This window comes from Proteus sp. fly-1067 (genome assembly GCF_040139345.1).
GTDB classification, from domain to species: Bacteria; Pseudomonadota; Gammaproteobacteria; order Enterobacterales; family Enterobacteriaceae; genus Proteus; species Proteus vulgaris_B.
Genome location: NZ_JBEEUL010000083.1, coordinates 1 through 752, shown reverse-complemented (window position 1 = coordinate 752; position 752 = coordinate 1). Strand labels below are relative to the sequence as shown.

Below are 752 nucleotides of genomic sequence, written 5' to 3'. Positions count from 1 at the left end.
CAAAGAAGGCATTGATCCCTTCTTGGCGGTCATCGGTACCAGCTAACCCGACAAAATATTGGCGTTCGAGCTGCAAGCCATCAGTAAGTGACATTTCTTGAGCTGCATTAATCGCCGCTTTAGCGGCTTTCACTGCTAAGGGAGCGTGTGTTGCGATGCGTTGCGCAATTTTTTGTGCATATTCAACCACCAGACCATCAACACAAACTTGGCTTACAAGCCCTGCTTGTAAGGCTTGTTGCGCATCAATTGCGTTGCCAGTGAGGATCATTTGCATGGCAAGAGATTTCCCAACTCCACGCACTAGACGTTGTGTGCCACCCGCTCTCGGTATCAAACCTAATGTGATTTCAGGTAACCCAAAACGTGCAGATTCGCCTGCAATAGTGATATCGCTGGCGAGTACTAGCTCACAGCCAGCGCCTAATGCATAGCCATTCACAGCGCTAATGATCGGTTTTGTGATCTGATTAAAGCGGCGCCAAATAGCAGGGCGTTTATCTGTGATAGCGGAAGCAACGGTTTGTTGCTGTAGCTCTTTTAGGTCAGCTCCTGCTGCGAAAAAGCGTGAGTTACCCGTGATCAATATTGCACCAATCTCTGGATTGTTATCAGCCCGCTCAAGGTGCTCGACGAGTTGTTTTAGGCAATCCGTACTTAATGCGTTACGCACTTCTGGGCGGTTTAACGTTAATGTCAGTACGCGGTTGTTTGTGTGTGTGAGGATCCAATCTGTGTGCATATTGCCTCCT

The 752-nt window shown here is 48.4% G+C and carries 1 protein-coding gene; it reads right to left on the bottom strand.

Annotation, left to right across the window (positions count from 1 at the left end; translation table 11 throughout):
- Window positions 1-742, bottom strand: a 742-nt coding sequence (paaF, locus tag ABN217_RS19250; RefSeq protein WP_349459859.1) for a 2,3-dehydroadipyl-CoA hydratase PaaF, incomplete at its 3' end; no start/stop codon positions are given.
- Between the last annotated feature and the right edge of the window lie 10 nt (window positions 743-752).